The sequence below is a fragment of the Achromobacter deleyi genome (genome assembly GCF_902859705.1).
Taxonomy (GTDB): Bacteria; Pseudomonadota; Gammaproteobacteria; order Burkholderiales; family Burkholderiaceae_B; genus Achromobacter; species Achromobacter deleyi.
Window position 1 is genome coordinate 24,100 of record NZ_CADIJO010000008.1, and the last position, 24,071, is coordinate 48,170.

Annotated in this window: 20 protein-coding genes; 10 read left to right on the top strand and 10 right to left on the bottom strand. The window is 68.2% G+C overall.

The features are described 5' to 3' along the window. Positions 1 to 2 precede the first annotated feature (2 nt). Entirely contained in the window at positions 3 to 716 is a 714-nt protein-coding gene (locus HV798_RS13510) for a gluconate 2-dehydrogenase subunit 3 family protein (RefSeq protein ID WP_025140686.1), read from the bottom strand. A gap of 349 nt (positions 717 to 1,065) precedes the next feature. Here HV798_RS13510 and HV798_RS13515 point away from each other — a divergent pair, with 349 nt between their 5' ends. Then, complete coding sequence (locus tag HV798_RS13515) at positions 1,066 to 1,671, top strand: hypothetical protein (protein ID WP_175192199.1); 606 nt, start codon at positions 1,066 to 1,068, stop codon at positions 1,669 to 1,671. A 115-nt stretch (positions 1,672 to 1,786) separates the two neighbouring features. Here the strand turns inward: HV798_RS13515 and HV798_RS13520 are convergent, their stop codons facing one another. The 3 genes from HV798_RS13520 to HV798_RS13530 all read right to left on the bottom strand — a co-directional run bounded on the left by HV798_RS13520 (position 1,787) and on the right by HV798_RS13530 (position 5,861). Continuing rightward, positions 1,787 to 2,545 (bottom strand): GntR family transcriptional regulator, encoded by a 759-nt coding sequence (locus HV798_RS13520; RefSeq protein WP_175192198.1) that lies wholly within the window; start codon positions 2,543 to 2,545, stop codon positions 1,787 to 1,789. Continuing rightward, entirely contained in the window at positions 2,542 to 4,263 is a 1,722-nt protein-coding gene (locus HV798_RS13525) for a glycerol-3-phosphate dehydrogenase/oxidase (protein ID WP_175192235.1), read from the bottom strand. Before HV798_RS13525 ends, HV798_RS13520 begins: the two co-directional genes overlap by 4 nt. Positions 4,264 to 4,379: 116 nt before the next feature. Then, the gene (locus HV798_RS13530) at positions 4,380 to 5,861 is read right to left on the bottom strand and encodes an FGGY family carbohydrate kinase (protein ID WP_175192197.1); all 1,482 of its coding nucleotides are present in this window, start codon (positions 5,859 to 5,861) and stop codon (positions 4,380 to 4,382) included. A 184-nt stretch (positions 5,862 to 6,045) separates the two neighbouring features. Between HV798_RS13530 and HV798_RS13535 the strand changes: the two genes are divergently transcribed. The 6 genes from HV798_RS13535 to HV798_RS13560 all read left to right on the top strand — a co-directional run bounded on the left by HV798_RS13535 (position 6,046) and on the right by HV798_RS13560 (position 13,759). Further along, on the top strand, positions 6,046 to 7,080 hold the full coding sequence (locus tag HV798_RS13535) for a substrate-binding domain-containing protein (protein WP_025140691.1): 1,035 nt from the start codon (positions 6,046 to 6,048) through the stop codon (positions 7,078 to 7,080). Next, positions 7,077 to 8,600, top strand: a complete 1,524-nt coding sequence (locus HV798_RS13540) for a sugar ABC transporter ATP-binding protein (protein WP_175192196.1) — start codon at positions 7,077 to 7,079, stop codon at positions 8,598 to 8,600. Before HV798_RS13535 ends, HV798_RS13540 begins: the two co-directional genes overlap by 4 nt. Further along, positions 8,597 to 9,628, top strand: coding sequence for an ABC transporter permease (locus HV798_RS13545; protein WP_175192195.1), 1,032 nt, complete (start codon positions 8,597 to 8,599; stop codon positions 9,626 to 9,628). The genes HV798_RS13540 and HV798_RS13545 overlap by 4 nt, the downstream gene beginning before the upstream one ends. After that, entirely contained in the window at positions 9,625 to 10,605 is a 981-nt protein-coding gene (locus tag HV798_RS13550; RefSeq protein ID WP_175192194.1) for an aldo/keto reductase, read from the top strand. The genes HV798_RS13545 and HV798_RS13550 overlap by 4 nt, the downstream gene beginning before the upstream one ends. 27 nt (positions 10,606 to 10,632) lie before the next feature. Continuing rightward, a complete protein-coding gene (locus tag HV798_RS13555) occupies positions 10,633 to 11,481 on the top strand; it encodes a class I fructose-bisphosphate aldolase (RefSeq protein WP_175192193.1) in 849 nt (282 codons plus the stop codon). Positions 11,482 to 11,632: 151 nt separating this feature from the next. Continuing rightward, positions 11,633 to 13,759, top strand: a complete 2,127-nt coding sequence (locus HV798_RS13560; protein WP_175192192.1) for a DNA/RNA non-specific endonuclease — start codon at positions 11,633 to 11,635, stop codon at positions 13,757 to 13,759. Between the two features lie 76 nt (positions 13,760 to 13,835). Here HV798_RS13560 and HV798_RS13565 read toward each other — a convergent pair whose 3' ends face one another. Then, a complete protein-coding gene (locus HV798_RS13565; RefSeq protein WP_175192191.1) occupies positions 13,836 to 15,278 on the bottom strand; it encodes an MFS transporter in 1,443 nt (480 codons plus the stop codon). A gap of 163 nt (positions 15,279 to 15,441) precedes the next feature. Between HV798_RS13565 and HV798_RS13570 the strand changes: the two genes are divergently transcribed. After that, positions 15,442 to 16,332: a LysR family transcriptional regulator gene (locus tag HV798_RS13570; RefSeq protein ID WP_175192190.1), complete on the top strand. Its 891-nt coding sequence runs from the start codon at positions 15,442 to 15,444 to the stop codon at positions 16,330 to 16,332. A 12-nt stretch (positions 16,333 to 16,344) separates the two neighbouring features. Here the strand turns inward: HV798_RS13570 and HV798_RS13575 are convergent, their stop codons facing one another. Continuing rightward, positions 16,345 to 17,379, bottom strand: a complete 1,035-nt coding sequence (locus HV798_RS13575) for an AraC family transcriptional regulator (RefSeq protein ID WP_175192189.1) — start codon at positions 17,377 to 17,379, stop codon at positions 16,345 to 16,347. Positions 17,380 to 17,736: 357 nt separating this feature from the next. Here HV798_RS13575 and HV798_RS13580 point away from each other — a divergent pair, with 357 nt between their 5' ends. Then, a complete protein-coding gene (locus tag HV798_RS13580) occupies positions 17,737 to 18,228 on the top strand; it encodes a GNAT family N-acetyltransferase (RefSeq protein WP_025140700.1) in 492 nt (163 codons plus the stop codon). Between the two features lie 12 nt (positions 18,229 to 18,240). Here HV798_RS13580 and HV798_RS13585 read toward each other — a convergent pair whose 3' ends face one another. Then, positions 18,241 to 19,221 (bottom strand): Bug family tripartite tricarboxylate transporter substrate binding protein, encoded by a 981-nt coding sequence (locus HV798_RS13585; RefSeq protein ID WP_175192188.1) that lies wholly within the window; start codon positions 19,219 to 19,221, stop codon positions 18,241 to 18,243. A gap of 116 nt (positions 19,222 to 19,337) precedes the next feature. Next, positions 19,338 to 20,855 (bottom strand): argininosuccinate lyase, encoded by a 1,518-nt coding sequence (argH, locus tag HV798_RS13590; RefSeq protein WP_175192187.1) that lies wholly within the window; start codon positions 20,853 to 20,855, stop codon positions 19,338 to 19,340. Between the two features lie 199 nt (positions 20,856 to 21,054). Between argH and HV798_RS13595 the strand changes: the two genes are divergently transcribed. Then, the gene (locus HV798_RS13595) at positions 21,055 to 21,954 is read left to right on the top strand and encodes a LysR substrate-binding domain-containing protein (RefSeq protein ID WP_175192186.1); all 900 of its coding nucleotides are present in this window, start codon (positions 21,055 to 21,057) and stop codon (positions 21,952 to 21,954) included. A 44-nt stretch (positions 21,955 to 21,998) separates the two neighbouring features. Here the strand turns inward: HV798_RS13595 and HV798_RS13600 are convergent, their stop codons facing one another. Next, a complete protein-coding gene (locus HV798_RS13600; protein ID WP_246288786.1) occupies positions 21,999 to 22,589 on the bottom strand; it encodes a phospholipase D family nuclease in 591 nt (196 codons plus the stop codon). 238 nt (positions 22,590 to 22,827) lie between these two features. Further along, positions 22,828 to 23,988 carry an MFS transporter gene (locus HV798_RS13605; protein ID WP_175192184.1) on the bottom strand — a complete coding sequence of 387 codons (1,161 nt, stop codon included), beginning with the start codon at positions 23,986 to 23,988 and terminating at the stop codon, positions 22,828 to 22,830. Positions 23,989 to 24,071 lie beyond the last annotated feature (83 nt).

Sequence of the window (24,071 nt, forward strand, 5' to 3'; positions counted from 1 at the left end):
GCTTACCCCTTTTCCCCGGAAATCGATACAGGCCCATAGGGGTACTTGACGTTGGGCTGGTCGACCCAGTCCATGAAATCGCCGCGCGCGCCAGGGAAACCCACCATCTTCCAACCCACCATGTTCTTGTTGCCGCCGTACATCGGGTCGGCGAAGAAACCTTCCTTGGTGTTGGACAGGAGGAAGCTGAAGAACGTCTTGGCAGGCACGCTGTCCAGTTCGATCTTGCCGCCTTGCAGGTCTTTCAGGATCTGCTCTTGCAGGGGCTTGTCCAGTTCGGCGTAGACCTTGCCGTGGGTCTTCTTGCACCAGGCATCACAGGCCTCGATGCCGTGGCGATAGACCTCGCGCGGATTCTGGTTGATCTGGTAGCCCAGTTCAGGCGCCACATCGGGATGGAACGGGCCCTGCATGTACCAGAGCTTGCCGTGGCCGAACGGCGTTTCCATCTGGCGGTCGATGAATTCGGGCACGCCGGCTTCGATCGCGCCGGGACCATATTGGTCAGCGGGGATCAGGTGATCGACCGCGGCGACGATGAAGTTCCATTCGGGCTTGGTGAAGTAGGTAGGCTCGTAAGCCTTGGCCGCGCTGGCCGCGCCGCCCTCCGACGCGTTGGTACAGGCGGTGGTCAGCGTGCCGACCGCCAGCGTCGACGCTGGCACGATGGCCAACGCCTGCAGAAACCGCCTGCGCGGCTTTGCGTCTTCTGTCATAGACATCTCCGTGAGAATTCCAAGTTGTCCTAGCGCGCTACCGAACATGAACCCTGGAAACACGAACTGCCGAGCTAGAAACAACACGCTTTTCGTTACAGAAAAACAGCCTTCCCTTGAAAAGGGACGCAAGGGAAAGCGGTCCCCATTATGCGCTTTTTGCCGCATCTGATCCGCTCGTTTGACCGGATCAGTTCGTATTTCTTGACTTGGGATTCAGTTTTGCATTAAGGACTCTGTAAGAAGACACTGACGGAACGACGGCTCTGTATAGTGCAGAGGCCCCTTTTGTTCGGTGGCCAGACAGGCGCACAACCTGCTAATAAAAGTTACTCACGGACACCAATCGATGACAGAGAAAAACAAAACCTGGCGCAGCTCGACCACCACGACCAGCTGGAGCACCACGAAAGGCCTGTCCGACGAACAACGCGCCAGCATCGAATCGCTGCTCGACGGCCAATTGGGCGGCCCTGGCGTGCGCGTCAGCGAGCAATGGAGCTACGCCAGCAGCGGCGACGACGGCCCGTTCAACGTGGAAATCAAGGATGGCGCGGTCACGGTGAACGGCCAGCGCTACAACAGCCTGGAAGAGGTGCCGCGCGCCGAGCGCGAGCGCATCGAGGCGCTGCGCGGCGGCCTGGCCGATGGCGGGCTGTGGAACATGCTGAAGGACGCCGGCATCGACATCGGCGGCCTGGCGGGCGCACCGGACAAGCGTGATCCGGACAAGCCCGAATTCATCATCGAAACGGATATTCCCGACGTGCGTAGCGCGGCGCCTGCCGAGCGTGGCGCGCCGCAGGCGCAAGCATTTCCGGCAAGCGCGTCGTCGCCCGACGCGCCGGCGCCAGGCGCCGTGCCGCGCAGCGGCAGCGGCCTGCTGCGCATCGTGCTGGTGGTGGTGGCCGTGGGCCTGGCCTGGTGGGTGCTGCGGCTGATGAACGTGGTGTGACCCCGGCACCGCGCCCGCCGCGGCGCAGGCGCCGTCCCGTCAAGCGCTCACCTGCCCGTGCAAACGGCGGGACAGGCAAGATGGGGGTGCCCGCCCGCGTAAGCGACGCAACCGGCTAGGTCGTCGTCTGCACGTGCAGGCGGCTGGTCTGGCAGCGGTGCAGCGCGCGGTAGTGTTCCAGCGGCCGGCCATTGGCGCCGTACGCAATCGACTCGATGCGCAGCAGCGGCTCGGGCTCGGTCATGCCCAGCAACGCGCAGGTCTCGGCGTCGGGCAGCACCGCGTCGATCCAGCGCTCGGCGCGCACGATGCGCAGGCCGTACTGGCGGCGTAGCACGTCGTAGAGCGAACGATTTTCCAGCCGGGTGCGGTTCAGCCCCGGCGCCAGGTCCGCGGGCACTGCGGTTTCCACCAGCAGCTGCAATTCGCCGTCCACGCTGCGCAGGCGTTTCAGCGCCACCACCTGCGCGTCGTCGGCCAGGCCCAGCGACGTGGCCTCGCGCGCGGTGGGCGCACGCAGTTCCTGCAGCAGCACCTGGGTGCGCACCGTGCGGCCCTTGCGTTCCATTTCATCCGAGAAGCCCAGCACCGTCGAGACGAAATCCTCGTCGCGTTCGCGCGCCGACACAAAGGCGCCCTGCCCTCGGATCTTGTAGATCAGGCCATTGCGCACCAGGTCGGCCAGGGCTTCGCGCACCACGATGCGCGAAATGCCGTATTGCTCGCCGAACTCGGCTTCGGTCGGCAGCTTGGCGCCCACGGCCAGTTCGCCTTGCAGGATCTTGCCGCGCACCACATCGCGGAACTGCGCCCACAACGGGGCGCCGGCGCTGCGGTCCAGTACGGTGTCTTCGGTCGGGGTCGAGCTGCTCATATCGTGACGGGACTGGAAATCGAAACGGGAAACAAAACAAAGTGCCGATCGCGCAAGGTGGCGATGCAGGCCTGCAATTCGGCGTCGCGGCGCGCGGGGCTCCAGCCCAGCTCGGCCGCGGCAATGCCGGCCAGCTCGGCCGCCAGCGCGGCGGTCATGCGGCCGCGAATGGCCAGCAGCGTGCGGCGGATGACCAGATCGGCCAGATGCTGCACGGCGGTGTCGCGGCATAGGAAACGCACTTCCGGCGCCGAATATTCCGGCGCGTGCCGCAGCGGCGCATCGCCTTCGTGCGCAAAGCCCCGCGCCAGCGCCTGCGCCCCGGAACCATACCGGCTGACCAGTTCGGCCACGCGCGCGCGGCCCAGGCCGCTGGCCGCCTGGATGGCATCGAGCAGACGGTCCAGCCCTGGCGCATCGGCCGGCATGCCGGCGCCTCCACCGATGGCCAACTGTTCGGTGGAATGCGCGCGGGCGCGGCCCAATTGCGCCAGCACCGCATCGGCCGCCAGTTGCGCCAACGAGCGAAAGGTGGTCCATTTGCCGCCCACCAGGCAGATCAGCGGCACGTCGCGCGAAGCGTTCGGCGGGTCGATCACCACCGCGTGGTCGCGCGAGATCTGGCCCGGCTTGTCGGCATCCGAATGGGCCAAAGGCCTGACGCCGACGTAAGTGTAGACCACGTCGCCGCGGCCAAAATCCAGCCGCGGGAACACCTCGCGCAGCACGTCCAGCAGGTAGTCGATCTCGGCCGGATCGGTGGCCGCCTGGTCGGGATCGTCCACCGGAATGTCGGTGGACCCGACCAGCACGCGGTCCAGGAAAGGATAGACGATGCAGACTCGGCCATCGGACGCCTCGAAGTACGCCATGCGGCCGCGCAAGGCATCGCGCAGCGCCGGATGATCCAGGATCAGGTGCGAACCCTTGGTACCCATCACGCGCGAACCCTGGCCTTGCAGCGCGCCGGCAGAGCGGTCCAGCCACGCACCGGTGGCGTTGACCACGGTGTCGGCCGTGACCTGCACCGATTCGCCGGTGAGGCCATCGCGTAACGTCACCGTGCGCCCTTGGCACGCCGTGACGCTGCAATAGTTGGACGCCGCGGACGCGGGCTGGTCGCGATGGCCATCGCGAATCAGTTCCAGCACCAGCCATTCCGGGTGGCGGATCCAGGCGTCGTAGTAGGTGGCCGTCCAGCGCACCGCGGCGCCGAACAAGGCGCCGTCAGCGGCCGGCACGCGCGCGATGCGGTGTTCCGGCATGACGCGCTGGCGCCGGCCCAGGCGGTCGTACAGGCGCAGCCCCAGCCCCACCACGCACAGCCCGCGCGCGCCCGGCGAAGCGCGCAGGCCCGCAAAACGCAGCACGCTACCCACCAGCCCGCCGAAGCGGCTGGACAGCGGCACCACGGTTTCCAGCGGCCGCACCAAGTGGGCGGCGTTGCGCAAGAGCAGGTTGCGTTCGCGCGTGGCCTCGGCCACCAGAGAAAACGCGCCGCTTTCCAGGTAGCGCAGGCCGCCGTGGATCATGCGCGACGGCGCGCTGCTGGCGCCCGCGGCGATGTCGCCCTTGTCCACGATCAGGCAGTCCACGCCTTGCAGGCACAGGTCGCGAAAGACGCCCGCACCGTTGACCCCGGCGCCGACGATCACAGTGGAAAAATGGCGGCCGGCGAGCTGGGCGGGTCGCAAGTATGGGGTGTCGGCGGCGGGCATACCGGCTGCGGGCGTACCGGCGGCGGGCGTACCGGCGGCGGGCGTACCGGCGGCGGGCGTACCGGCGGCGGGCGTACCGGCGGCGGGCGTGCCGGCTGTGGACGTACCGGCGGCGCTCATCGCGCGGCTCCCGTCACCTGCGCGAAAACCGGCGCCATGCTGTCCACCAGCGCATGGAATTGCGCGTAGAAATCGGCATGCGCCGACTGCTGCCCCGGGTCCGGCTCGACCCGCTCGCACGGCGCCGGCAGGCAATCATCGGCGCCCTGCGACAGCGCCGCATACCCCGCAGCACCGCGCGCGCCGGTTTCATCGTCACCGCAACGCTCGACCGCGTGGCCCAGCAGGCCGGCCAGCAGTTGCGCCATGCGGCGGTCGCGAGCACCGCCGCCCAGTGCGGCCACCCTGCCCGCCACGCCCAGCCCCTGATCCGCCAGGCGCTTCAGGTGCCAGGCATGCCAGGCCGCCACGCCATCCACCACAGCCCGCGCCATATGGGCGCGACTATGGTGGCCTTGCAACCCTACGAACCCCGCGCTGGCGCCCGGTGGCCAGTTGCCGCCGTTGATGAACGGCAGAAAGCGCAGGCCCTCGGCCCCCAGGGGCACCGACATCGCGCTGTCGACCACCGCGGCCGCATCGGGAAATTGCAGCGCCCGCGCCGCCCAGGCCACATTGGCCATCGACGACGGACTGTTCTCAAGATACAGCCGGCGGTCGGGGTCGCCGAAACGGACGATGGCGCCGACCTGCGGCTTGGGTTCGCGCGCGGGCGCCACCACGGCATTGACGCACCAGGTGCCCAGCACCGCCACCGCGTGGCCTACGCGCTCGGCGCCCACGGCCCGCAACGATGCCAGCAGATCGATCGCGCCCATCGCCACCGGCACGCCCGCCGGCAGGCCGAAGGCCGCCGCGGCGGACGCCGACACCTGCCCGACCACCGATCCGGCAGCCAAAAGGGGCGCCGCCTGCGCATGCAGGTCGGCCACCCCGGCGGCTTCGAACGCCATGGCCGACCAGGCGCCGGTCTTCAGATTCAACAGGCCCGCCGTGCTGGCGTCGCTGGCATCGGTGGCGACCTGGCCGGTCAGCAGGAACGCCAGGTAGTCCTTGGCGAACAGCAGGTGCCGCACGCGGCCGCGCAGCGCCGGATCGGCCTGGAAACGCTCGGCCGCGATCAGCGATGACTGCCCCGACCACGGCCGGCAGCCCACCTCGTCATACAGCGCATCGCCCAGCCGCTGCCCCAGCGCGCGGGCGCGGGCCGCGGCGCGTTGGTCAGTGGACGCGACTGCGCTGGCGCCCAGCAAGCGGCCGCCCTCGTCCAGCAGATACAGGCCCGCACCGTGGCCCGTGCAACTGAGCGCGCGCAGATCGCGCAGGCGTTCGCCCAGTTGCTGCGCCACGCCTTGCAGGGCGTGTGCCAGCGCGGACGCGATGGCGTCGGCCGCCAGCTCGCACCCGCCCTGCGGCAGTTGCCGATACGGCAGCGCCCCGCCCGCGGCCGCCAGGGTGGCTCCGCTCCCGGCTTCGAAGGCAACCGCCTTCAAGCCCGTGGAGCCCATGTCTATCCCGAGGTAGATGTCTGTTCTCATGTCATAACATTGTCTACGGAAATTTTCGGCAGAATAGCAGTGTTTCCCCTAGTAATCTAAAAATTTCGGCTGCCCTATAGTGCTGTCGATGTCATAACAACGAATCGATCGAATCAGGTCGATCGGCAGGTTCCCCGGGCCAGACGGCCGATGGTTGCATCCATGCAAAAAAAGGAGCGGAGACATGAGACGAGATTTCCTGAAGACCGTGGCGGCGGCGGGCGCGGGCCTGGCCAGCGCCAATGCCTTTGCGCAGGCCGCGCCGCAAGCCCCCGGGCTGCGCGGCAACGCCAATGACGTCTACGTGATGAACGTGATGGTGTCGGGCGTGGAGTACTGGTTCCCGGTGTACGAAATGATGAAGCAGCTGGGCCAGTCGCTGGGCGTACGCACCCGCTATTCGGGCACGCCCGAATACGACGTCAACAAGCAGCTGGCCTCGTTCGAGCAGGAACTGGCGCGCAAGCCCGCCGGCATCCTGCTGCATCCGATGAACCCCGACCCCTTCATCGAGCCCATCAACCGCGCCGCGGCCATGGGCATTCCGGTGGTGACCTTCGCGGCCGATTCGCCCAACTCCAAGCGCGTGTCGTTCGTGACGTCGGATAACGACCGCGAAGGCGCGCAGGCGGCCGACGCGATCGCCGCGGCCCTGGGCGGCAAGGGCGAATACGCCGTGCTGGAAAACCCCGGCCAGGACAACCACGACCGCCGCATCGCCGCCTTCATCAACCGCATGAAGACCAAGCACCCCGGCATGAAGCTGGTGGGCCGCGCCGCCAGCAACCAGGACCCGAACAAGGCCTACCAGGCCACGCTGAGCCTGGCGCAGGCCAACCCCGGCCTGGGCGCCCTGTTCATGCCCGAGGCCAATTCCGCGCTGGGCGCGGCGCAGGCCAGCATCGAAACCAAGAAGAACATCAAGGTGCTGTGCTGCGACGTCAACGCCAAGATCCTGGACATGATCAAGTCCGGCGAGGTCTACGGTTCGGTCAACCCCAACCAGGGCGTGCAGGGCTACATGGGCATGATGCTGCTGTTCCTGGCGCGCAACCAGCAACTGATCGACCCCATGAACGACGCCAAGCGCAACGGCAGCAACCCCATGGCGGTGCCGTTCCTGGACAACGGCCTGTCCATCGTCAGCAAGGCCAACGCCGACGACTTCTATTGGGACAAGTACCTGGCGCGCCGCGGCACCAAGGGCATCAACGAATGACGCCCGCCGCGCCCCTGCTGGAACTGCAGGGCATCAGCAAGCGCTTCGGCGCGGCGCAGGCGCTGGCCGGCGTGTGCTTCTCGCTGCAGCGGGGCGAAATCCATGCTCTGTGCGGCGAGAACGGCGCCGGCAAGTCGACGCTGATGAAGATCATCGACGGCATCCATGCGCCCGACGCCGGCGCCATCCTGCTCGAAGGCCAGCGGGTGGCCATCGACGGGCCGGCCCATGCCATGCGGCTGGGCATCGGCCTGGTGCACCAGGAAATCGCGCTGTGCGGCGATGCCACCGTGGCCGAAAACCTGTTCATGCCGCACATCAACACGCAGCCCGGCGCCTGGATGGACTACGCCGACCTGAACCGCCGCGCCGCGCAGGTGCTGCGCCGGCTGGGCCAGGACATCGACCCGGCGCTGCGGGTGGACCAACTGGGCATCTCGCGCCAGCAACTGGTCGAGATTGCCCGCGCGCTGATGCTGGACTGCAAGGTGCTGATCCTGGACGAACCCACCGCGGCGCTGACCGAAGTGGAATCGGCCGCGCTGTTTCGCGTGCTGCACGGCCTGAAGGCGCAGGGCATCGGCATCATCTACATCAGCCACCGCATGGCCGAGATCTTCGAACACTGCGACCGCGTCACCGTGCTGCGCGATGGCCGCGACGTGCATTGCGCCGCCATTGCCGACATGACGCCGGACGCCCTGGTGCGCAGCATGGTCGGACGCGACCTGGGCAACTATTACCCGCCCGGGCAGGCCGATACCGCCCAGCCGCCCGAGACCCTGCTGGACGTGCAGGACATCGACGACGGCGCGCGCGTGCATGGCATTTCGTTCAGCCTGCGGCGCGGCGAGATCCTGGGCATTTCCGGGCTGATGGGCGCCGGCCGCAGCGAGCTGGCCGAAACCGTCTGCGGCCTGCGGCGCGCGCGCCAGGGCACGGTCAGCCTGCGCGGCAAGCCCCTGCGGCTGCGGCGTTACGCCGATGCGCTACGCCATGGCATCGCCTACCTCAGCGAAGACCGCAAGGCCGCCGGCCTGTTCCTGGACATGCCGATCGAACAGAACGTGTCGTCCATGGCGCTGGCGCGCATCAGCAGCCGCTTCGGCCTCTTGCGGCGCACGGCAGAACGCCAGCTGGCCGTCGACCTGGGCACGCGGCTCAAGCTCAAGGCGGCCGGCGTGGGCCAGGACGCGGCCTGCCTGTCGGGCGGCAACCAGCAGAAGGTGGCCATCGCCAAGCTGCTGGCCACCCGCCCCGCCGTGCTGCTGATGGACGAACCCACGCGCGGCGTCGACGTGGGCGCCAAGTCTGAAATCCACCACCTGCTGCGCGAACTGGCCGACCAGGGCGTGGGCGTGGTGGTGATTTCTTCGGAATTGCCCGAAATCATCGGCCTGTGCGACCGCGCGCTGGTGATCCGCAACGGCAGGCTGGCCGGCGAGCTGGCCCGCGCCGACATGACAGAAGAAAAGCTGCTCAGGCTGGCCTCGGGCCTGGGTGCACAGGAGACGGCATGATGACGAACCTACCCTCCCCGCCATCGGCCAGCGCCGCGCTGGCGCCCCCTGCCCGGGCCGCCGACGCGCCGCCGCGCCTGCGCCACCGGCTGGCCAGCCTGCGCGAAGCCGGCCTGCTGCTGATCATTGCCGCGCTGTGCATCGTGATGAGTTTCGCCTCGCCCCACTTCCTGACCTGGGAAAACGTGCGGGCGATGCTGCTGTCGTTTTCCATTGAAGGCATCGTGGTGGTCGGCATGACCTTCCTGGTCATCGTCGGCGGCATCGACCTGTCGGTGGGCTCGGTGGTGTGCCTGGCGATGGTGGTGACCGGCAAGCTGTTCCTGATGGGGCTGGACCCCTGGACGGCGGGCCTGGCGGCCATTGCCGCCAGCGCCGCAGTGGGCGCCATGATCGGCGGCTGCGTCACGCGCATCGGTCTGTCCCACTTCATTGCGTCACTGGCCTTCATGGTGATCGTGCGCGGCCTGTGCCTGGCCATTACCCAGGGCACGCCGCAGTCGCTGTTTTCCTTGCCGGCGCAGTTCAAGTTCATCGGCCAGGGCACCATTGCGGGCATCCCCGCCGTGATCCTGATCTTCGGCGCCATCGTCGCCATCAGCGACTTCGCCCTGCGCCGCTCGGCCCTGCTGCGCAAGGTGTTCTACACCGGCAGCAACGAAAAGGCCGCGCTGTATGCCGGCATCCGCACCGGCCGCGTCAAGTTCTGGGTCACCGTGCTGTGCTCGGCGCTGGCCGGCCTGGCCGGCGTGGTGTACACCGCGCGTTTCGGCGCCGCCACGCCCACGTTCGGCGTCGGCATGGAACTGAACGTCATCGCCGCCGTCGTCATCGGCGGGGCCAGCCTGAAAGGCGGCTCGGGCACCGTGCTGGGCGCCGTGCTGGGCCTGGCGCTGCTGTCGGTGGTGACCAGCTCGCTGATCCTGCTGGACGTATCGCCGTATTGGCAGGACGTGGTCAAGGGCCTGATTCTGCTCGGCGCCGTCACCGTCGACCATCTCATGAACGTCAAGAAAGGACACCGATGAACACCATCACGCTGGGCACTTCCGGCATCCGCTGCCAGACCGTGGGCCTGGGCACCTGGGCCATGGGCGGCTGGATGTGGGGCGGCAACGACGACGCGGCCGCCATCGACGCCATTCGCGCTTCGCTCGATGCCGGCGTGCAGTTGATCGACACGGCCCCGGCCTACGGCCTGGGCCACGCCGAAGACCTGGTCGGACGCGCCCTGGAAGGCCGCCGCCAGCAGGCCGTGGTCGCCACCAAGTGCGGCCTGGTCTGGCACACCCGCCAGGGCCGCCACTTCTTTGACGAAGAGGGCCATGCCGTGCACCGCCACCTGGGGCGCGCGTCGATCTTCCATGAAGTCGAGCAAAGCCTGGCGCGGCTGCGCACCGACTATATCGACCTGTACATCACCCACTGGCAGGATGACACCACGCCAGTGGCCGAAACCATGGACGCCCTGCTCGACCTGAAGCGCCAGGGCAAGATCCGCGGCATCGGCGTCAGCAACGTCGAAGCCGCGACCTTGGCCGAATACCTGCGCCACGGCCCCGTCGATGCCATACAGGAACGCTACAGCCTGATCGACCGCGACATCGAATCCACCCTGATGCCGCTGTGCCGCGAGCACAGCGTCGGCATCCTGGGCTATTCGTCGCTGGCGCTGGGCTTGCTGGCCGGCCCCATCGACCCGGCGCGCCAGTTCGGCGGCGACGACCAGCGCGCCGGCAACCCGCGCTTTTCCACCGCCAACCGCACCCGGCTGCACGCGTTTTTCCAGGACCTGGAACCGCTGCGCCAACAACTGGACTGCACGCTGGCGCAGTTGATGATCGCCTGGACCACCCGGCCCGGCGGCGTCACCACGGCGCTGTGCGGCGCCCGCGATGCCCGCCAGGCCACCCAGAACGCGCGCGCCGCCGCGCTGCGCCTGGATCCCCCTCACATCGCCACCATCGACGCGGCGGCCCAGCGCCACCTGCAAGCGTTGGACTGAACCCGCTGGACTGACCCCGGAGCCCTCATGCCGTCCCTCAAACAAGCCCGCCTGAACCGCCTGCTGAACGCCGGCCGCTGCCTGGACATCGCCGTGGACCATGGCGTCTGCAACGAGCCCAGCTTTCTATCGGGGCTGGAAGACATGCCCGCCGTGATGGCCCAGCTGCTGGCCGCCGGCCCCGACGCCATCCAGCTGAACTACGGCCAGGCCGACCTGCTGCAGCAGCAGCCCGGCCGCGACAAGCCCGCCCTGGTGATGCGCCTGGACATGGGCAACCCCTACAACGCCACCGTCCACCGCGTCATGTGGGCGGTGCTGCAGAACGAGCAAGACCCCGTGCTGCCGGCCGTGCAGATGGACGCGGCCTGCGTCGTGGTCAACCTGTTCATGCTGCCCGGCGAACCCGACCTGTTTCGCCAATGCGTGGCCAACATCGCCCGCGTACGCGCCGACTGCGACCGCTATGGCATGCCCCTGATGATCGAGCCGCTGGTCATGGCGCCGCACACCGAGCGCGGCGGCTACATGGTCGATGGCGACGCCGAAAAGATCGTGACGCTGGTGCGGCTGGCGCGCGAAATGGGCGCCGACATCGTCAAGGCCGACCCCACCACGCACACGCAGGACTTTCACCGCGTCGTGCAAGCCGCCCGCTGCCCGGTGCTGGTGCGCGGCGGAGGCCGGGAAGACCTGCGCCAGGTCTTTGGCCGCTCGCGTGAACTGCTGGACCAGGGCGCCGTGGGGCTGGTGTACGGCCGAAACGTTTACCAGCATGCCGATCCGTCGGCGGTGGTGCGGGCGCTGATGGCGATGATTCACGACAACGCAGATGCCGGGCAGGCCTGGGACATCTACGAGACGGGTAGCCGATAAGGGGTGGCCGAGCCGCCGGCACGGCGGTTCTTGCCCCAGGTCTCGTCCACCCGACCTCCGCCTTTTCGGCAATAGAGTTGTCATCAACCGCACGCTACGCTCGACGCTACCCAGGCGAAGCCCCGCTTCGCCACCCTGGCGGAGACCCTCCATGAAGCTGCCGGTCGAACTGCTTGCCCAAGCCGAAGCGGCGTATCCCATCGGCGCCGACGATGTCACCGCGCTGCGCCAGCGCAATGCGGCCGCGTCGGCCCGCGAGCTGGACGGCGCGGTGCATTTCGAGCGGCGCCGCGCCATGCTGTCGGCCACCGCCCGCGAAAGCGCCGACCTGGCCTTTGAACGCTACATCGGCACCAACGACCTGTTGCCCAGCAATTACCTGCTGTCCGGCTACCTGCATGCGCGTTCGGTCGGGCGGGTCCGCTATCTGGACAAGACCACGCGCAGGGCCGCCTACGCCACCGGCTTCATGGTCACGCCCGAACTGATGCTGACCAACCACCACGTCTTTCCGGTCGCCACGGCCGCCGAATTCGCGGCCTTTGCCGACGACGCGGCGATCGAATTCGGCTACGAATACGACGTGCTGGGCCGGCGCCAGGAACCCGTGGCCCATGCCCTGGACCCGGAGACTCTCCTGCACACCTACGCCGCGCTGGACCTGGCGCTGGTGGCGGTCAAACCGCGGGACGTGAGCGGCCAGCGGCGCCTGTCGGACCAGGGTTACCTGGTGCTGGATGGCACGCTGGGCAAGGCCGGCGCCGGCGACTACGCCACCATCGTGCAGCACCCCGACGGCCGCGAAAAGCAAGTGGCGTTGCGCAACAACGAAATCGTCGACAACAGCCTGCCCGATGCGCTGATCTACCAGAGCGACACCGCGCCGGGCAGCAGCGGCGCGGCCGTCTTCAACAACGAATGGCAGGTCATCGCCCTGCACAGCGCGGGCGTGGCAAAGAAAGACGCCGCGGGCAACTACCTGGACCGCGACGGCCAGCCCGTTCCCGTCGAAAACGGCCGCGTCGATGAATCCCGCGTGGTGTGGATCAGCAATCGCGGCTTTCGTGTCAGCGCCATCGTCGGCTACCTGCTGTCGCCGGCCAGCGGCGTCGACCGGCACCCCTTGATCCAGACCCTGCGCAGCCCCGCCTATACCAACGCCCGGCCCTTCACCGCCGTGTCGTTGCCGGTGCTGGCCGCGCAGGAACTCGGGCTTGCCCCGCTTGCGGTTTCGGCTCCGGTTTCGGTTCCGACGCCGGCCGCCGCCCCGAATCCCGCCCCCGTCGAAATCCGCATCGTGGTCAGCGCCGGCCAGCCGGTCTCGGTGCAGACCCTGGTCGACCCGGCCACGGCCCTGCCGCAAGCCTTCGAGACCAAGCGCGAAGACGAACAGGACTATTCGGCCTGCCTGGGCTACGACGACCAGTTCATGGGCCTGCGCCTTGCCCTGCCCGCCCCCAGCGCCGCCTTGCGCAAGAAACTGGCGATGCAGGGCAACGCCCCCAACGACTACGTGCTGAAGTACCACCACTTCAGCACGATCCAGCACGCCGTGCGGCGCGTGCCGGTGCTCAGCGCCCTCAACGTCAACGGCAAGCAGCGCTATGCCGAGCTGGACAACAGCACCCGCAAGGACCGCTGGCTGCGCGACAACCGCATCGACTACGCCGCCCAGCTGGACGACGCCTGGTATGCCAAGAGCGGCTTTGACCGCGGCCACCTGTCGCGCCGCGAAGACGCCGAGTGGGGGCCGACCATGGAGGCTGCCAAGACCGCCGCGGACATGACCTGCTCGTATGCCAATGCCGTGCCGCAGGTGCCGGCCTTCAACCGCGCCGTCATGGGCTACCACGGCCAATGGGGCCGGCTGGAACAACTGCTGCTGGAACAGGGCGTGGAAGGCGAAGCCGGCAAAAGCGCACGCATCTGCGTCTACAGCGGCCCGCTGTTCCTGAGCAGCGACCCCGTCTACAGCTCGGTGCAGGTGGCGCTGAGCAACTTCAAGGTGGTCGCCTGGTTCGACGCGGGCGGTGCGCTGCGGGCCACGGGTTTTCGCCTGTCGCAGGAAAAGCTGGTCGACGGCATCGACTTCGAAGTGCTGCATTTCGACAAGCTGTTCAAGCTGCAGCAAAAGCCCATCAGCTGGATCGAAAGCGCCACCGGCCTGGTGTTTCCGCAGGCGCTGCGCGAGGCCGATACCTTTGACGGCGCGTCCGATGGGGTCGACGACGCCGCCATCGAACGGCTGGTGGGGCGGCCCAAGCGCACGCGCCGATAGCGCCGGGGCACGGCCAATCCGGCCCGGCCCGGCCGGGGCCCGGTCACGGCACCTGTTCAAACCGGTAACGCCAGGCTCAGCCCCGCTGCACACGCCCGCCGATGCCCCAGGCGCAGGCCGCCAGCGCCGCGGCCACGCCAAAAGCCACGCCCATTCCCCCCGCCACCGCCGCGGGCGGCGCCGCAGCCAGGTCCGCCGCCCCCGCCGCCAGGGCGAACACCGCGCCCATGGCCGACGCGCCCGTCACCAGCCCCAGGTTGCGCGACAGGCTCAGCATGCCCGACACCAGCCCGCGCTGGCGCGCGTCCACATCGGCCATGACGCCGGTATTGTTGGCCGCCTGGAACACCGCGTAGCCGATCGTCAGCACCACGATCGGCCCCAGGTAACCGGCCACCCCCAGCGTGGCGGGCAGCGCCGCCAGCAAGGCCGCGCCCGCCACCATGGCGGCCAGGCCCCGCCGCGCCATCCGCGCCGCACCCAGGCGGTCCACCAGGCGCCCGGCCGGCACGCCGCATACCGCGCTGATCAGCGGCCCCACGGACATCACCAGGCCCGCCTCGGCCGCGCCCAGGCCCAACGCCTGGGTCAGGTAGAACGGGCCGACCACCAGCGTCGCCATCATCACCGTCGACACCAGCGCGTTCATGGCCAGGCCCGCCCCCAGCCCGCGTTCACGCAGCATGGCCGGGTGCATCAGCGGGGCCGCTACGCGGGATTCGACCCGCAGGAACAGCCACGTGCCCGCCGCCGCGGCCAGCAGCAGGCCAATGTTCCAGGCGCCGAACGCGCCGCGTCCCAGCGTCATCGCCAGCGCATAGGCCGCCAGCGTGACGCCCAGCAGCATCGTGCCGGCCACATCGAAGCCCGCGCCCGGCGTCCTGGCGCGATCCGCCGGCAGAAAGCGCGCCACCAGGATGATGGCCAGCAGGCCCAGCGGCAGGTTTGCCAGGAAAACAAAGCGCCAGCCCAGCGCGGCGATCAGCACGCCGCCCAGCGTCGGCCCCAGCGCGGTGCCCACCGCCGACATCGTGCCCAGCAGCCCCATCGCGCTACCCGTCCGGTGCTTGGGCAGGATGTCGCCCACGAAGGCCATCGACAGCGCCATCATCACCGCCGCGCCCGCGCCCTGCACGGCCCGCGCCGCGATCAGCAGCCCCAGCGTGGGCGCCAGGCCGCACAGCGCCGACCCCAAGGTGAACACCGCGATACCCGCCAGCAACAGGCGCTTGCGCCCCCATTGATCCCCCAGGCGGCCGGCGCCGACCACGCAGACCGTGATCGCCAACAGGTAGGCCAGCACGATCCACTGCACTTGCGGGAACGGCGCGGAGAAGGCCTGCGCCAATGCGGGCAAACCCACGTTGGCGCTGCTGGTGCCCAGGGACGCCAGCAGCAAGGACAGCGCCAGGCTGACCAGGGCCCAGGAGGTGCGCGGCGCAGCGGCGGCCGGCGGGTTCGGGTTCGGGTTCGGGTTCGGGTTCGGGTTCGGGTTCGGGTTCGACAAAGTGTGCGGCATGGTTTTCTGCGAAGGCTGGCATCGAAAAAGGCCGCCCTGTGTACGCCGGGCCGACCGTGACCGCCAGCTTATGGCCGCCCGAACCCTGGCGGAAGACGCAGCATTTGCACTTTATACGTGCACCAAACGCCATCTGATGCGCCTGCCGTGATAACGTCGCGCCATGTCCCGCCCCGACCTCAACCTGCTGCTGACGCTGGACGTGCTGCTGGCCGAAGGCAACGTCGCCCGCGCCGCGCGCCGCCTGCACCTGAGCCCGTCGGCCATGAGCCGGGCGCTGGCCCGCCTGCGCGACACCACCGGCGATCCCTTGCTGGTGCGGGCCGGCCGCGGGCTGGTGCCCACGCCGCGCGCCATCGAACTGCGCGAGCAGGTGGCCCGCCTGGTGCAGGAAGCCCACGCCGTGCTGCGCCCCGCCGAATTGCTGGACCCGTCCCGGCTGGCGCGCACGTTCACGCTGCGCACCAGCGACGGCTTCGTGGAGAATTTCGGCGCCGCCCTCATCGCGTTGGCGGGCCGCGAGGCGCCCGGCGTCACGCTGCGCTTTGTCGCCAAGTCCGACAAGAACAGCGCGCCGCTGCGCGATGGCACCGTGGATCTGGAAACCGGCGTGGTCGGCGCCGCCAGCAGCCCCGAAATCCGCACGCGCGCGCTGTTCCGCGACAGGTTCATCGGCGCCGTGCGCGCCGATCATCCGCTGGCCAAAGGCAAGATCACGCCGGCCCGCTACGCTGCCGGCCAGCACGTGCTGGTATCGCGGCGCGGGCTGGACAAGGGTCCCATCGACGAGGCCCTGGCGTCCCTGGGCCTGACCCGCCAGATCGCCACCATCGTGGCCGGTTTTTCAGACGCGCTGACCCTGGCCCGCGGTACCGATCTCGTCGCCAGCGTGCCCGAGCGCCACACCGGCAACCTGCGCGCCGGCATGCACAGCTTCGCGCTGCCCGTCGACACGCCCGGCATCACCGTGTCCATGCTGTGGCATCCGCGCATGGACGCCGACCCCGGGCACCGCTGGTTGAGGGAATGCGTGCGGCAGGTCTGCGCGCAATAGGACGGGACTTCCCTAAGCCGGCTGCTTCGCCGGTTCCGGCCACCGCCACGATTGCTCGCGAAATTCCTGCGGCGCCATGTCGTAGGCGCGCCGAAACGCCCGGGTGAAGTCCGATGCGCTGCCGAACCCCAGTCCGTACGCGATTTCCATCACCGTCAGGTGCGGATAGCGCACCAGTTCCTCGGCTGCCAGCTGCAGCCGCAGGTGGCGGATGTAGGCGCCCAGCCCGCCTTCGTGCTGGAACATCCGGTACACCGTGGGCCGCGGCAATTGCAGCGCCTGCACCACGGATTCCGGGGTCAGCCCGGCCTGGTGCAGGTTGGCCTGGATGTAGCGCCGCACCTCGCCGAACATCGCGGCCCGCGCCGCCGCCCGGGCATTGCCGGACAGGCGCGCATCCTTGCCGAACGCGGCCAGCAGCAGCCGCACGCAGGCGGTGATGTCGTCCTGGGCCTGTGCCGCGCTCAAGCCGCGCACCGCCTGCCCCAGCGCCCCCGCCTGCCGCAGCGCCAGCCGGGTCAGCGGCGTGGCGTCCCGCAGCATCCGGCCATGCAGCGCCTGCGGGTCCGGAAACACCTCCAGCACCATGTCCGCGGGCACGAAAAACGTCAGCATGCGGCAGGCATGGCGGCGCATCCGCACCGGCTGGCCCAGGTCCACCGCCAGCACCCGTACCCCGCCGCCCTCGTCCTGCGTGCGCGGCCCGTTGCGCACGGCAACGCCGTCCACACTGCCTTCCAGGAACACATGGAAGGCGAAATCCCGGATGTTGTCGCGCGAAATGCGCACCAGCGACCGTTCCAGCCGCATGGCGTCGGAACGGCAATCCGTGAACATCAGGGGGCCGACCCGAAAGCGGTCGATCGAGGCATTGAAGGGTTGTTGCAGCGCATCACGCGTGGGCAGCACGTCGACCACGTGGCCGACCTGTTCCCGCCAGGCCAGCAAACGGCGTTCGGGGGCCTGCGCCGCGACATCGAAATGATGGTGGACGATATCGGACGAGGTGGACGGCGGCGGGCCGGCCAGGGAAGCATTTGAGTTCATGCTCGAAGGTCGCTGCGCGGTGGGCTGCAGGCTGGGCTGTCCCGAGCATAACAAAAAGTAAATACCCCGAGGATTACCCTGAAACTGAGACGCACGGTATAGCCGTGCGACCAACAGTATCTAATCTGGCCGCGAGTTCCCGCAGCAGTTCGCGGACTCGGGCCGAAGTACCGCAAGCCGGCGGGGCGCCGCAAGCAGGTTTCTCGTGCGACGCCACACAGCTATTTCGCGCATTCCCCCTCCCCGGGGAATGCGCTTTTTTTGTCTGCGGCGCGGTCGGCGGGCCCCAGCGCGGGCACCGGCCGGCGAACCGGCTACCATACCGCCTTTGCCCGTTTTTGCTGCACCGCTACCGCCATGCCCAATCTGGTATTTCGCCCGCCCCAACCCGCCGACGTCGACCGCTGCTTCCAGATCGAGACCACCGCCTACGAAGGCGACGAAGCCGCCACCCACGCCAAGATCGCCACCCGCATCGCCCAATATCCCCAGGGCTTCCTGCTGCTGGAGGCCGACGGCCAGATCGTCGGCTTCATCAACAGCGGCTGCGCCCACGACGTGGTCATGTCCGACGAGGCGTTCAAGGAACTGGTCGGCCACGATCCGGATGCGCCCAACGTGGTGATCATGTCGGTGGTGGTCGACCCCGCCCACCAGGGCAAGGGCTATTCCACCCGACTGATGCACGCGTTCGTCGACAACGCCCGCCAATTGGGCAAGCAGACCATCCACCTGATGTGCAAGGAACGCCACGTCGAGCTTTACCGCAAGCTGGGCTATCGCTACGTGCGGCCGTCGCCGTCCGACCACGGCGGCATGGCCTGGCATGAAATGGTGATGGACCTGTAGGCGGACGCGCCTTCAATCCAGCTGGATCTTCGCGCTGTCGATGATTTCCTTCCAGCGCCGGGTCTCTTCAGCAGACAGCTTGGCCAGGTCTTCGCTGGTGCCCGGGTACGGCACCGCGCCCTGATCGGCCAGTTGCCCCACCAGCGCCTTGTCGTTGGCAATCGCAATCACCGTGTCCTGCAGCTTGCGAATCACCTGCGGGTCGGTGCCTGCCGGCGCCATCACGCCATACCAGGACTCGACCACCGCGTCCTTCACGCCCGCTTCCGCCAGCGTCGGTACGTCCTTGATGGATGCGCTGCGCTTATCGCTGGCCACCGCCAGCACGCGCACCTGGCCCGTCTTCACGTAGGGCAGCACATTGGGCAGATTGGCGAACAGCACCTGCACCTGGCCTGACAGCAGGTCCGACGTGGCCGGCCCCGCCCCACGGTAAGGCACGTGCTCGAACTTGGCGCCGGAGCGGAACATGAAAAGCTCACCGGTCAGGTGATTGACCGAGCCCATGCCCGCCGACGCCATGTTCAGCTTGCCCGGATTGGCGCGGCCGTACGCCACCAATTCCGCCACCGTGGTGGCCGGAGCGTCCTTGGACACCGCCAGCACATTGGGCACCGTCGAGAACAACGCCACCGGCGCGAAATCCTTGTCGGCGTTGTACGGCAGGTTCTTGGACAAGAGCGGCAGAATCGACTGCTGCCCCATCGTCGCCAGCAGCAGCGTGTAGCCGTCCGGCGCCGCCTTGGACACAAAATTGGCCCCGATGCTGCCGCCCCCGCCCGGCTTGTTCTCGACGATCACCGTCTGGCCCAGCTTTTCCGACATATGGTTGGCCAACAGGCGCCCCATCAGGTTCACCGTGCCGCCCGGCGCGAACGGCACCACCAGCGTGATCGGCTTGTTCGGATACCCCGTCTGCGCCGCCTGGGCGCCCACGCTGATTCCCAATGCCGCGACCAGCGCCGCGGCGAACTTCGGCAATGCATAGACCATGATTGAATTCCCCTTGCATGGTGTGATTTATACGGCGGCGCAGGATGCCGCGCCTTGTGCCGTGTGTTGAATCGATGTGAATCTGCCGCGACCAGGCGGCGTGTCTGAACGGATCGCTACGCCGCCGCCGTTTCCGCGGCCGCCAACGCGGCGGCCTGGCGCTGCAACGCGCCGCGTGCATCGGCCGCCCGCCGCTGCGCCGCGTCGATCGCCGCCTGCTGCAACGCCAGCCGTGCGCGCTGCTCGACCAGGTGCGCCCGCACCGACTGCGGCGCCGGCCCGCCCAGCGACTGGCGTGCGGCCACGTTGCGCACCGGGTCCAGGCAAGCCGCGATGTCCGCCTCGTCCAGCGTCACCGGGCGGCCCAACTGCTCGGCCGCCGCCGACGTGATCATGGCTGGCGTGATGGCGCGCGCCGGCAGGCCCGCTTCCAGCGCCTGCCGCACCACCGCGCCGATGATGTGGTGCGCGTCTCGAAACGACGCATCCGCGCGCCGTACCAGCAGGTCGGCCAGGTCCGTCACCGTGGAAAAGTCGTCCGCCGCACGTGCGGCCATGCGGTCGCGGTTGGGCGCCACCTGCTCGACCAGCAGCTGCATCAGTTCCAGCGCCTTCAGCGCTTCCTCGCAAGACTCCCAGCACGTGCGCGTGCTTTCGCGGCTGCTGTCGCCCGAATGCGTGAAATGGGTCGACTTCACCGTCGACAGCGCCGCCGAGGTCAGCCCGATCAGGTGGCCCGTCTTGCCGCGCAGGTATTCCAGCACCGCCGGGTTCTTCTTCTGCGGCATGATGCTGGACGTGCTGGCAATGCTGTCCGGGAAGGTCAGGTAGCCAAATTCCGGCGTGGACCAGATATAGAAGTCCTGCACCATGCGGCTGCACGTGATCATCATGATCGACAGCGTCGCGCTCAGTTCCAACGCGAAATCGCGCGACGCCACGCTGTCCAGCGCGTTGGCCAGCGGGCCGCTGAACCCCAGCAGCGCGCTTGTCGTGTCGCGGTCGATGGGAAACGACGTGCCCGCCAGCGCGCAGGCGCCCAGCGGCGAGGCATCCGCCGTTTCCAGCGCGTGCGCCAACCGGCCGATATCGCGCGACCAGGCGTCCACCAGCGCCGACAGGTAATAGCCATAGGTGATCGGCTGCGCCGCCTGCATGTGCGTGTAGCCGGGCATGACACAGTCCGCATAACGCTCGGCCTGCGCCAAGGCCGCCTGCGACACGCCGATCAGGGCGGCGCCGATGCGGGCCGCGAAATCTCGTGCGCGGATGCGGTCGATGGTGGCGCCGATGTCGTTGCGGCTGCGGGCCGTGTGCAGGCGGCCGCCCAATTCCTGCCCCACCGCCTTGATCAGGTGCGCCTCGTAGTTGAAATAGGCCTCTTCGCGCGCCGCGTCCAGCTCGACCACATGGGGGCCTTCGGCCTGCATCACCAGCAGCGCCTGCGCCAGGCGCTGCGAGGCGTCGTGGTCCAGGATGCCCTGCTCGTGCAGCATCAGCAGATGCGCCAGGTTCACCTGGGTCAGCATCTCGAAATTGGCGAAGAACTCCCGGTTCAGGCGCGGCAGGAAAAGGTGCTGCAGCACCTCTTTGGCCAGGGGTTGCTTCAAGCGCGTACTGACTTTCGATTCCATATCGGGTCCGGAGGAAACAGGGAAAACCGTAGTCTCTCGCCGGGCCAATTCATACGTCAAATCAGATTCTTACGGCTTCTCATACAAAAATGATATGATTTGAACCGCTTGCCGCCCCGGGGTCGGCAGATGCCCATGCGCCCGGCCCCGTCTGGCGCAAGCGGCGTGTTTCCGTTTCGCCCCGCCAGGATTTCCGTCCATGAATTTCAAGCAAGTCGAGGCCTTTCGCGCCGTCATGATGACGCGCTCGATGACCACCGCGGCCGGCCTGTTGCACACCTCGCAGCCCAACGTCAGCCGCTGGATCGCCCTGCTCGAGAAAACGCTGGGTTTCGTGCTGTTCCAGCGCGTGGGCACCCGCATCATTCCCACCCCCGAAGCCGAGGCCTTCTATGCCGACGTCGAGCGCGCCTTCATCGGCCTGGAATCGCTGAACGACAGCGCCAGTTCGATCCGCCGCCGCGGCACCGGCTTGCTGCGCGTGGGCGCCGTGGGGTCCATCACCCAATGCGTGCTGCCCGACGCCATCCGGCTGTTTCGCCAGAAGTTTTCCGACATCCCCGTCGTGGTCAACACGGGCGGCTCAGACGTCGTCGCCAAATGGCTGGCCACGGGCGTTTGCGACATTGGCTTTTGCTCGCTGCACACCGACCTGCCCGGCCTGCATTACGAACGCATCAACACCGCCCACGGCGCCGGCATCGTGCCCGCCGCGCATCCGCTGGCCGCCAAAGCCCTGCTGACCCCGGCCGACTTTCACGACGAGAACTTCATCTCGTTGCCCGCGGGCAGCTTCAACCGCGCTGCCATCGACCGCTACTTTCCCGACGACGCCCGCATCCTGTCGATCGAAACGCCCTACGCCACCACCATCTGCACCATGGTCAGCAAAGGCCTGGGCATCTCTATCGTCAATCCGGTCGTGCCGCGCGCGCTCGCCATCCCGGACCTGCGCGAGATCCCGTTTTCAGAGAAGGTCGAATTCCACAGCTACGCGGTCACGTCGGACCACCATCCGGTCAACACGCTGGCCCGGCGCATGGCCGAATGCGTGCGCGAAACCTTCACCGCCTTGGACATGCCGGCCACGCCGGGCTGAGCGCCGACCTGGATCGACCGCTTGCACAGGCGTCGCGCCGCCGGTCAATCCGCCGAACGGAACGGCTGCGACAGCGCCCAATTGCGCTCGAAGTGCGCCAGGTACGCCTTGGCCAAAGCCGGGTTGTTCCAGTTCACCAGCGCGTTCTCGGAATTCTCGTGCGCCGCGGAATAGGCGAAATTGAAACTGCCCAGTTCCACGGTCTGCTTGTCGGCGATCAGCACCTTGTCGTGATGCAGCTTGAAGGCCGACACGATGCGCACATTCACGCCGGCCTCGGCCAGCGTTTCCAGCGCATTGCGGGATTTGCCGCTGCGGTCTGTGACCAGGTTCCGTTTATGGTCGGCCAGCAACGACACCATGACACCGCGCTTGGCCGCGCGCACCAGTGCTTCGGTGACGCTTTTGCTGGAAAAGCTGTAGGCCATCACATTGAGCTCGGTCTTGGCCGAGTCGATCACGCGCAGCACCAGCGTTTCGGCCCCTTGGTCGGGGGAAAAACCGACTTCGATCGTGCCGGCGGCGGGCACGGAAATGGGTGCTGCGGGCGCGGCGTTGGCGCCTGTTGCGCCCGTGCCAGCCGTTGCAGGCACCGCGGGCTTGGCCTGCGCCTGCGCGGGCAACGGTAACGTCAACGCCAAACCGGTCGCACAGACCGCAACGAATCGGGACAAGGCAAACGAAGCATTCACGGCAATCATCCGGAAAAAGCACCGGCGGCCTCGTTGCCGCCCAAGGTGGTCACTGTACCGCGACGCCCCCATCTGCGCTGTCCGTGATTGCCGCAAGCCAATGTCGCAGATTCACTGCCATCCCTTCATTGCCTCGGATTCATTGCTCCCGATTCATTGATCCCGATTCATTGCCCCCACTTCACTGCCCCGGGGCGCGCCGCCCCGGCTTGAACCCATGCGTCCGCGCCGCCCCCGCCGCCAGCAGCCCCACCGCCAACAACGCTGCTACCACCCGCGGCAACGCGCCCGCCCCTGTCGTTTCCAACAGCACGCCGCCCAGCACCCCGCTGGCCGCGAACGCCAGGTTGAACACCGTCACCAGCATCGACTGCGCCACCTCTGCCCCCTCGCCCGCCGCGTCGGCCAAGGCCGTCTGGAGCAGCGTCGGCGCACCGCTGAAACTCAGGCCCCACACGGCCACGCCCACAAACACCCAGGGCGCCTGCGCCTGGCCCTGTCCCAGCGCCAGAGCCAGAGCCACCACGGCAAACGCGGCCAGACTAGCCAGCACCAGCGCGCGCAGCCAGCGGTCCACCATCAACCCGGTGAGCCAGATGCCCGCCAACGACGCCACGCCGAACACCAGCAACGCCACGTCCACCTGCCCCGCCATTCCCAGCGACGCCATGAACGGCGCGACATACGTGTACAGCGTGTAGTGCGCCAGAATCCACGCCAGGATCACGAACAGCACGGGCCGCACGCCCGGCGTCGTCCAGACCTGCCGCATCGGCACGCGCCGCGCCTCGGCCTGGCCGGGGTAATCGGGCACCTTCAACCACACCCACGCCATCAGCGCCAGACTCAGGCCCGACAAGATGCCGAAGATGCCACGCCACCCCACGATGCCGCCCAGCCACGCCGCCAGCGGCACCCCCAGCGACAGCGCCAACGGAATCCCCACCATCGCCACCGCCATGGCCCGCCCCTGCTGCGCGGGCGGCACCATGCGCCGCGCATAACCGGCCAGAAGACTCCATGCCAGGCCCGTCGCCACGCCCACCAGGAAACGCGCCGCCAGCGTCAAACCGTAAAAGGGCGACCACGCCGTCACCGCATTGCAGGCAAAGAACCCGCCTATCGCCAGCAACAGCGCCACGCGCCGCCGACAGCCCCGCAACAGCAGCGTCAGCGGAATCGCAGCAAGACCCGACCCCAGCGCGCACAGCGTCACCAGCTGTCCGGCCCAGGCCTCGGACACCCCGAAGCCGTCTGCAATCTGCGGCAACAGGCCGGCCGGCACGGTCTCGTTGGCGGTCGCGATGAAACTGCACATCGTGAGTGCCAGCAGCGCCGCCATGGGCAGGCTGGGTGACGCGACGGGTTGCCTGTAGGTAGGAGTCGCCGCAGTTGGTACATGGGCAGCCGATATGAGGGCAGCCG

Coding starts and splice junctions, on each gene's coding strand:
- HV798_RS13535 (WP_025140691.1), top strand. CDS start 6,046: ATGAGACGAGATTTCCTGAAGACCGTGGCGGCGGCGGGCGCGGGCCTG.
- HV798_RS13580 (WP_025140700.1), top strand. CDS start 17,737: ATGCCCAATCTGGTATTTCGCCCGCCCCAACCCGCCGACGTCGACCGC.
- HV798_RS13560 (WP_175192192.1), top strand. CDS start 11,633: ATGAAGCTGCCGGTCGAACTGCTTGCCCAAGCCGAAGCGGCGTATCCC.
- HV798_RS13540 (WP_175192196.1), top strand. CDS start 7,077: ATGACGCCCGCCGCGCCCCTGCTGGAACTGCAGGGCATCAGCAAGCGC.
- HV798_RS13520 (WP_175192198.1), bottom strand. CDS start 2,545: ATGAGCAGCTCGACCCCGACCGAAGACACCGTACTGGACCGCAGCGCC.
- HV798_RS13570 (WP_175192190.1), top strand. CDS start 15,442: ATGTCCCGCCCCGACCTCAACCTGCTGCTGACGCTGGACGTGCTGCTG.
- HV798_RS13510 (WP_025140686.1), bottom strand. CDS start 716: ATGACAGAAGACGCAAAGCCGCGCAGGCGGTTTCTGCAGGCGTTGGCC.
- HV798_RS13530 (WP_175192197.1), bottom strand. CDS start 5,861: ATGAGAACAGACATCTACCTCGGGATAGACATGGGCTCCACGGGCTTG.
- HV798_RS13595 (WP_175192186.1), top strand. CDS start 21,055: ATGAATTTCAAGCAAGTCGAGGCCTTTCGCGCCGTCATGATGACGCGC.
- HV798_RS13565 (WP_175192191.1), bottom strand. CDS start 15,278: ATGCCGCACACTTTGTCGAACCCGAACCCGAACCCGAACCCGAACCCG.
- HV798_RS13575 (WP_175192189.1), bottom strand. CDS start 17,379: ATGAACTCAAATGCTTCCCTGGCCGGCCCGCCGCCGTCCACCTCGTCC.
- HV798_RS13605 (WP_175192184.1), bottom strand. CDS start 23,988: ATGGCGGCGCTGCTGGCACTCACGATGTGCAGTTTCATCGCGACCGCC.
- HV798_RS13545 (WP_175192195.1), top strand. CDS start 8,597: ATGATGACGAACCTACCCTCCCCGCCATCGGCCAGCGCCGCGCTGGCG.
- HV798_RS13555 (WP_175192193.1), top strand. CDS start 10,633: ATGCCGTCCCTCAAACAAGCCCGCCTGAACCGCCTGCTGAACGCCGGC.
- HV798_RS13585 (WP_175192188.1), bottom strand. CDS start 19,221: ATGGTCTATGCATTGCCGAAGTTCGCCGCGGCGCTGGTCGCGGCATTG.
- HV798_RS13525 (WP_175192235.1), bottom strand. CDS start 4,263: ATGCCCGCCGCCGACACCCCATACTTGCGACCCGCCCAGCTCGCCGGC.
- HV798_RS13550 (WP_175192194.1), top strand. CDS start 9,625: ATGAACACCATCACGCTGGGCACTTCCGGCATCCGCTGCCAGACCGTG.
- HV798_RS13515 (WP_175192199.1), top strand. CDS start 1,066: ATGACAGAGAAAAACAAAACCTGGCGCAGCTCGACCACCACGACCAGC.
- argH (WP_175192187.1), bottom strand. CDS start 20,855: ATGGAATCGAAAGTCAGTACGCGCTTGAAGCAACCCCTGGCCAAAGAG.